This is a genomic window from Deferribacterota bacterium (genome assembly GCA_034189185.1).
GTDB lineage: Bacteria > Chrysiogenota > Deferribacteres > Deferribacterales > UBA228 > UBA228.
Genome location: JAXHVM010000079.1, coordinates 1 through 8147, shown reverse-complemented (window position 1 = coordinate 8147; position 8147 = coordinate 1). Strand labels below are relative to the sequence as shown.

Sequence of the window (8147 nt, the reverse complement as noted above, 5' to 3'; positions counted from 1 at the left end):
AGGATATTCTAACTTTTTTTAACAGTATTTTTTTATTATTTTTCAATTTTATATGTTTTTTAGTATATAATTTAATCTTTTTCTCACCTATATATAGATATCCATCTTTATATAAACCAACTACCTTTGAACAAACCTCATTGATATTTGCATTAAAATCTGTTTCCTTATTACACTTTAAATAATAATCACTAATCTTTTTTTCTTTGCCTTTATAATTAATAACTGTTGCTGAAACAATCTCTGTTAATCCATGAAAATTTTTTAGTTTATGTATAAGTATATCGTAGATACCGTTTAAACCAAATCTATCTAAGCATTTATAACAGTATATAGCTCTATCATTTTTTCTTTTTAAAATACAACTATAATTATTTTTATATATTATTACACAATCTTTTAATATAGCTTTAAATTCAGCTTTTTTTATTTTATAGAGATCTTTAATATTTGTGGTTTTAATATCATTAAAGTCCTGCTTTAGTTTAAAGGGTTTATCATTAAAATTTGCATAAATAGGTAAATGATCTGAATAACCCTTTCCTAAATGCCATGCCTTTCCTGATTTTGCCCTTTGCCATCTAAAAATCTCACTATCTTTAAATAGATAACTTTTTTTAAAAACATTAAAAGATCTATCTATGTAAGAGATACTTTTATTATCAAACAAGTAGGGTGATAAAATAATATTATCAGGTGTTTCTTTTCTGTTTCTAAATATGTAGGAATATCTTTCATGTTTAGGTAATTCTAGCCACAGATTGTAATGATAAAAGGGATAGTCTCTGTTAATTATAAAAAATTTATCCACTAATTGTCCGCCTTCTACTGTCTTTAGAATATGATTAATCCCTGTTATGCCCTTTGTATTGTTTAATTTATTGAAAAGTCTGTTATATCTAAATGTTAAATATTCATTATAATTAGAATTAAAATCACCTAAAATTATATAATCAGTCCCTTTCTTTAAATTTTTTAAATCCTCAAGGAGTTTTCTTGCAGTATAAACCCTATGGCTTTCAGGATATCTCTTAGAAGGCCAGTGATTGACATATATTAATAATTTTGCATCATTTATTTTTACAGTGACCTTTAATATATCTCTATAGTCTCCCTCTATATTGATATCACTGCTTTCTACAATAGGAAAAGTTGATAAAATAGCACTTCTTATAGGTATTTTATAATTATCATCAACAATTGACTTATATTTATAATTTTTGCATCCCTTTTCATTTATTTTTTTTACTAATGTATTTAATACATAGGGTGATTCAATTTCTTGTAAAGCTACAATATCTGCATCCAAATCACATAATACCTTTGCTATATTATTTATTTTTTTATGGAAAGTGTCTTCATTCCATCTAAAGCCAGTAAAGGGGATATATTCAGGGTATTCTCTATTATTATAATAAAGGTCAAACAAGTTCTCTACATTATAAGTGGCTACTTTAAAGGTTGTGGCAATTAAATTAAGGGGTATTAAAATATTTAAAAGGATAAATAAGAGTTTTTTTCTCATGGTAAGGTTAGTTTTCTCAAAAAATCATCATTCTCCATATGCCATGTGGCGGTTTTTTCAATTCCTTTTTCTATACTAGTTTTTGGATTCCAGTTTAGTATTTTTTTGGCCAATTCTATATCTGCCCATGTCTCAAACATATCAGCATTATTAAAGGGTTTATATTTTATTTTAGCTTTTTTATTCAAAGAGTTTTCAATTAGTGTTATAATATAATTTAATTCTTTAGGTTTATTATTTCCTAGGTTTATAATATTAAAGCCAGTTAGATTAAGGGAGTTAAGGATACCATCTATTATGTCCTCAATATATGTAAAATCCCTTTTTTGAGTACCATCCCCAAAAATGGTTATCTCTCTATTATTTTTTATATGTTCAATAAAATTAAAGATGCTCATATCGGGTCTTCCACTTGGTCCGTAAACAGTGAAAAACCTTAAAATTGTAATATTTAATTTATGTAAATGGTGATAAGTAAAACATAATAATTCAGCAGATTTTTTTGTTGCAGCATATGGTGAGATAGGTTTGTCAGTTTTATCATTTTCACTGAAAGGTGGTTTTACATAAGAATATACACTAGAAGTTGAAGCCTGAATAAATTGCTCAGTATTGTATTTTTTAGATAAATTAAGCAAATTTAGTGTGCCTAAAACATTTGTTTCATAATAAATATATGGATTTAACAAACTATATCTAACCCCTGCTCGTGCTGCTATATTTATTATGGTATTAAAATTATTTTCTCTAAATAGATTGTCCAATGAAGCTAAATCAGATAAGTCAATTTTTTGGAAAAAAAAATTAGCGTAATTTTTTAGATTATTTAATCTATTAAATTTTAATTTTACATCGTAGTATTCATTTAGATTATCTAAACCATAAACCAAAAAACCTTTTTCTAACAAAGCTTTACTGAGCCAGAAACCAATAAAACCAGCCGATCCTGTTACAAGAATCTTCATTTCTCGATAAACTTGTGTATCTTTCTTGATGTATATTTTGTTCCATCTGGTGTATCGTGAAGGTTTATACCATAGTTTAACAACTCATCTCTGATTTTATCAGCTAATGCATAATTTTTTTGTTTCCTAGCCTCATTTCTTTCATTAATAAGTTTATATAATCTCTCTTTATCTATGGATAGGTTCTCATCAAACCATTCCTCTGGTTGTTTATAAAATATACCTAATATATTATTTATCTTTTTTACAGCATCATAGAATTTTTCCTTTAAACTTGAAAATGTTTGGGGGTTTAATTTTTGATCTGTTAGCTTATTTATATTCTTTATCAATTCATTTGTAGCTACAAGCGCTATTGGTGTATTAAAATCATCATCCATTGCATTATCAAAATCTTTATTAAAATCTAAAAATATTTCATTGAGACTTACGTTATCCTGACTAGCCTTTTTTGAAGGTTTAAAATCTTCAATTTTTCTTAATAATAAATAGAATCTTTCTACTATTTTTTCATAATTTAAAAGATATTCAAAGGTAAAATCTAGAGGTTTTCTGTAATGACTAGATATCAAATATAATCTAAGCACTTCAGGGGAGAATTCTTTTGTTATATCTCTTATTAAGAAAAAATTACCTAGAGATTTTGACATCTTCTCTTTATTAATATTTACAAAACCATTGTGTAGCCAATAATTAGCAAGAGGTTTATCAAAAGACGCCTCAGTTTGTGCTATCTCGTTTTCATGATGTGGAAATATAAGGTCTTTACCACCACCATGTATATCAAAGGGTAGCCCCAATAATTTTGCACCCATAGCAGTACATTCAATGTGCCAACCAGGCCTACCATCCCCCCATGGAGAGGGGAAAGAAGGCTCATCTTCCTTACTTTTTTTCCACAGTGCAAAATCTAGGGCAAACTCTTTTCTTTCATCTACCTCAATCCTTGCCCCAGCTAACATATCCTTAAGTTTTCTATGTGAAAGCTTACCGTATTCTTTAAATTTTTTTACCCTAAAATATATATTACCATCTACTTCATATGCAAAACCTTTTTCTAGTAGAATCCTACATATGTTTATCATATCATCGATATATTCTGTAGCTTTTGGGGCAATATCAGGTCTTTCAACATTGAGCTCATCCATATCTCTATTGTGTTCCTCTATAAATTTAGCTGCCAATTTATGCCAAGGAATATTTAACTCTTTACTTCTCTTTATTATTTTATCATCTATATCAGTGAAATTTTTAACAAAAGTTATTTTATAATTTTTATATTTAAAATACCTGCGTATTACATCAAAAATAACAGCTGATCTTGCGTGCCCAATGTGACAATAGTCATATACAGTAACCCCACAGACATACATCTTTACTTCATTGGGATTAATTGGTATAAACTCTTCTTTTTTTTCAGTAAGCGTATTATATAATTTTATCATTTGTAACGTGTGCACCTCACATAATGTGTTGATGATATCTTTTTAACAGCTATCTCATCTTTACATAGATTGCTAAAATATTTACATCTATTTGAAAATGGACATTTTCCATTATTTTCATATTTCCCAATATCAACGATCTTTTTTTTAGATACATTTAGAAGTAATTCAGTATAAGGGTGCTTATAATCATTAAAGATTTCATCTTTCAGACCTCTCTCCATCATTATTCCCTTATATAAAATTATTACCTCTTTACATAAATATTTAACAATTGCTAAATCATGAGATATTAAAACTAGACTTTTATTATAACTTATTATTAGATTTTTTAAAATATTTAATATTTGTGCCTGGATTGATACATCTAATGCGCTAACAGGTTCATCAGCTATAATAACCTCGGGATCTAATATAAGAGCTCTAGCTATTGATAACCGCTGCCTCTGCCCACCGGAAAACTGATGTGGAAATTTATATAAATCTTCATGTTTTAATCCAACACTATTCAATATGTTATCAAATACATGGGGCGTAAATGTTGTATCTTTATAATGTTTTTTATAAATATCCTTGAAGGTTGTTTTTATTCTTAGCTTTGGATTAAAAGCAGAGAAGGGGTCCTGAAAAATTATTTGAACATTTTTCCTATAATCTTTATATGTATCTTTATCATATATATCTCTATTTTTATAAAAAATTGCACCATTATCAGTTTTTTCTACACCAGCTAATAATTTCGCAAGGGTTGTTTTACCACTTCCTGATTCCCCGACAATACCTATTGAAGCCTTATTGTTAATTGCAAGAGATATTCTATCTAATGCTTTTATATACCTACTTTTAAATAAGATATTTTGTTTTAAAGGATAATTTTTTTGAATGTTATCTGCTTTTAAGATTGGCTCAACTTGAATAGTATTATTTTTTATCTGATGCATAATAAATTAAAATTCCTGCAAATATAAAAGTAGATAATATTAATATTCTCTCAATCCATATATAGATATTGGCTTGGGATATAAAATAGGGAGCATCAGTTACGCACCAAGCTATTAACATAACTATAAGAAATAAAGGGGTTATATACTTTACAACATATTTAAAGGCGTTAGGTATTCTTAATTTTGCTCCTTTATTTAATTCTTCCCAGGCCTTATTGATACCCATTATCCATGCAAACATAATTACTTCTATTATACTTATTATAACTAAAAATAAAGCGCCTACCCAAAAATCAACCTCATCAAAAACGCCTTTACTATACCAGAGTGTTGGTGGTAATGATAGAAAAAATACAATTAATAAAGTTATCTTTGCGGCTTTTTTATTATCATAGCTAAAGTTATCTTTTAAAAAAGTAATAAAAGAAAAGCATGATGCAAGTATTGTAGTAATGCCAGCTATAAATAAAAGAGTAAACCACAAAACCCCAAAAAGTCTTCCAAGTGACATCTCTTCTAATACCATTGGTATAGCAATAAAAGAGATATTATACCCCTCAGTTATATTTTTATCTAAGCCATGAGTAAAGAAAAATATAACGGGTATTGCAATGCAACCCCCTATAATTACCTCTGAAAACTCATTGATAGAGGTTTGAGTTAAAGGGCCTATTGCAATATCATCATCTTCTCTTAAATAACTTGCATAAACGGAAATCTCTTGTCCTATTGAAAGGGTAAAAAATATTTGGCCTGCTGCAATAATCCAAATTTGCCAATTAAATAAGTGTTCAAAATTTGGCTCCCATATAAAAGATAAACCCTTTACTATATCAGGACCTAATAGAAGAACTCTTATAGTAAGCACAACACCTATAACAAGTAATAATGGAATAAAAATATTGTTGAATTTTTCAATACCCTTATTTAGGCCTTTAGATAATATAGTATAGATTATAAATAATGTTATAATATAAAAAAATAATGACCCTAAACCAATATTAAATGTGTTTTTATCTGCACCAATAAATTGTTGTAAAAATGTAATTTTATCAACATTGATATATGAACCAAATAGGCTAAAAAAAGCATAGCCTAAATTCCATGATACTATATATGTATAATATGAAGCTATAAGTATAGGTATTGATAAACCAAAGATACCTAAATATTTTGAATATCTATTCTTCCATATCTTTTGAAATATAAAAGGATGTGTTCCTTGTCCCCTTTTTCCACCATACCTACCAATAGTCCATTCAACCCACAAGATAGGTATGCCTAATATTAGTAGTGATATAAAATAGGGAATCATAAAAGAGCCACCAACCTCACTTTTTGCAATTTGTGCAGGAAACCTAACAAAGTTACCAAGTCCAATAGAGGTTGCGGACATTGCCAAAATAACTCCTATTCGTGTTGACCAGACTTCTCTATTTGAGTTTTTCATAATTTAAAAAATATATAATAAAAATTTTACTTTTACAAATGTAAATTATAGATAAATAATTTATATTTATAAATTTAAACTAAATTATTAACTAAAAAATTGGAAAATAATAAGCTAAAAATACTAGAATTTTATCTAAAATATACATATATTAATTTAAAAATTTAACAATAATTTAACAGCATATCTATTGTTTTAAAATAATTGTTTAATTAAAATTTGTTTATGAACCCTAATCATTTACAATTATATTCAGCATTATTAGAGACAAATAGGCTTTTATTAAAAGAAAAAAATATTGAACAATTATATAGTGATTTTTGCAAAATTATTGTTGAATCTGGCGAATTCAATATGGCATGGGTGGGTGTGCCAGATGATGTTACAATTTTTTTCAAAAGTATTGCATATTATGCAAAAGACGAGAAAGGATTAGACTATTTAAAAAATATAGAGGTTTCTTACGTAAACGATGTTCCTATAGGCAAAGGTATGAGTGGCAAAGCCTTTAGGGACAAAAAACCTTATGTTGTTAATGATTTTTTTGAAGATCCAAATATGCAACCCTGGAAAAATCAGGCAAAAATAGCAGGATTTGCCTCTGCAGCAGCTTTTCCCATAATGTATGATGATAATGTATATGCAGTTTTTACAATTTATTCTCTAGAGCCAAACTATTTTAATGAAGACGTTATAAGGCTACTTAGTGAGCTATCAACAGATATAGGTTTTGCTATATATCACATTCAAACCCAAAATAAATTGAAACATATGGAAGAGCGCTGGAGAATAGCTTTAGAAAACAGCGATGAAGGCGTTTGGGACTGGGAGTGTCAAACTGGTAAGGTTTATTACTCTAAAAAATGGAAAGAGATGTTAGGGTATAATGAAGATGAAATAAAAGATTCAATAGATGAGTTTAATAAAAGAGTTCATCCAGATGATTTTGAAAAACATAATTTCAAGCAAATGAAATGTATTAGTGGGATAACTGATGCTTTTGAAAACATTATTAGGCTAAAGACTAAAGATGGCAGTTATAAATGGATATTATCAAGGGGAAGAGTGGTTGAAAGAGATGAGTATGGTTCAGCTATACGATTATTAGGTGTACATATTGATATATCACCCTTTAAAGAAAGTGAGGAAAAAATATTAAAAATAAATAGGCTATATGATACGCTCTATAAAACAAATCAATTAATTATTAGGGTAAAAGGGCGTAAAACCCTTTTTAAAAATATATGTAAAATTTTAATAGAAAATGTAGATATTGAGCTAGCCTTAGTAGCTATCCCTGAAAAAAATAACCCATTTTTTAATGTTGTATCCTACAGTGCAAAAAATAAAAATGGATTAAAATATCTAAAATCACTAAAAATATCACCCCTTGAAACTATGCCTGAAGGTAAAGGCCCAGCAGGAAAAGCTTATAGACTGAAAAAATACGTAATAACGACCATTGATGATCCCGATTTCTCACCATGGAGACAAAGTGCTATAGCATGTAATTATAATGAAGTTTGTTATTTTCCTCTCTTATATAAAAATCGTATATATGGCGTTATGGGGGTTTACTCATCAAAAAGTGATTATTTTGACGAAAGCATTATTAAGCTAATAGAAAATTTAACACAAGATGTAGCTTTTGCGCTTTATAGAATAGCCTTAGAAGAAGAAGAGCGAGCGCTTAAAAAAGATCTTATGTTGGCAAATAATATTTATGAAAATAGTCAAGAAGGTATTGTCTTATTTGATAGATATAAAAAGATTATTTCAGTAAATAAAACGTTTGAAAAATTATCTGGGTATAAAAAG

At 27.9% G+C, this 8147-nt stretch carries 6 protein-coding genes; 1 reads left to right on the top strand and 5 read right to left on the bottom strand.

Features of this window, described 5'->3' with window-relative positions; genetic code table 11:
- The 5 genes from SVN78_06545 to SVN78_06525 form a co-directional block, all read right to left on the bottom strand.
- A partial coding sequence (locus SVN78_06545) for an endonuclease (GenBank protein ID MDY6821263.1) occupies nt 1-1525 on the bottom strand: 1525 nt, incomplete at its 3' end.
- On the bottom strand, nt 1522-2490 hold the full coding sequence (locus SVN78_06540; protein MDY6821262.1) for a GDP-mannose 4,6-dehydratase: 969 nt from the start codon (nt 2488-2490) through the stop codon (nt 1522-1524). The genes SVN78_06545 and SVN78_06540, both read right to left, overlap by 4 nt.
- Entirely contained in the window at nt 2487-3935 is a 1449-nt protein-coding gene (gene cysS, locus SVN78_06535; GenBank protein MDY6821261.1) for a cysteine--tRNA ligase, read from the bottom strand. Before cysS ends, SVN78_06540 begins: the two co-directional genes overlap by 4 nt.
- Complete coding sequence (locus tag SVN78_06530; GenBank protein MDY6821260.1) at nt 3932-4876, bottom strand: ABC transporter ATP-binding protein; 945 nt, start codon at nt 4874-4876, stop codon at nt 3932-3934. Before SVN78_06530 ends, cysS begins: the two co-directional genes overlap by 4 nt.
- Nucleotides 4857-6329 (bottom strand): sodium:calcium symporter, encoded by a 1473-nt coding sequence (locus tag SVN78_06525; GenBank protein MDY6821259.1) that lies wholly within the window; start codon nt 6327-6329, stop codon nt 4857-4859. Before SVN78_06525 ends, SVN78_06530 begins: the two co-directional genes overlap by 20 nt.
- Before the next feature lie 225 nt (nt 6330-6554).
- Here SVN78_06525 and SVN78_06520 point away from each other — a divergent pair.
- A partial coding sequence (locus tag SVN78_06520; GenBank protein ID MDY6821258.1) for a GAF domain-containing protein occupies nt 6555-8147 on the top strand: 1593 nt, incomplete at its 3' end.

What these genes read in the sequence shown, in the direction of transcription:
- SVN78_06540 (MDY6821262.1), bottom strand. Translation starts at nt 2,490, where the DNA reads ATGAAGATTCTTGTAACAGGATCGGCTGGTTTTATTGGTTTCTGGCTC.
- cysS (MDY6821261.1), bottom strand. Translation starts at nt 3,935, where the DNA reads ATGATAAAATTATATAATACGCTTACTGAAAAAAAAGAAGAGTTTATA.
- SVN78_06530 (MDY6821260.1), bottom strand. Translation starts at nt 4,876, where the DNA reads ATGCATCAGATAAAAAATAATACTATTCAAGTTGAGCCAATCTTAAAA.
- SVN78_06525 (MDY6821259.1), bottom strand. Translation starts at nt 6,329, where the DNA reads ATGAAAAACTCAAATAGAGAAGTCTGGTCAACACGAATAGGAGTTATT.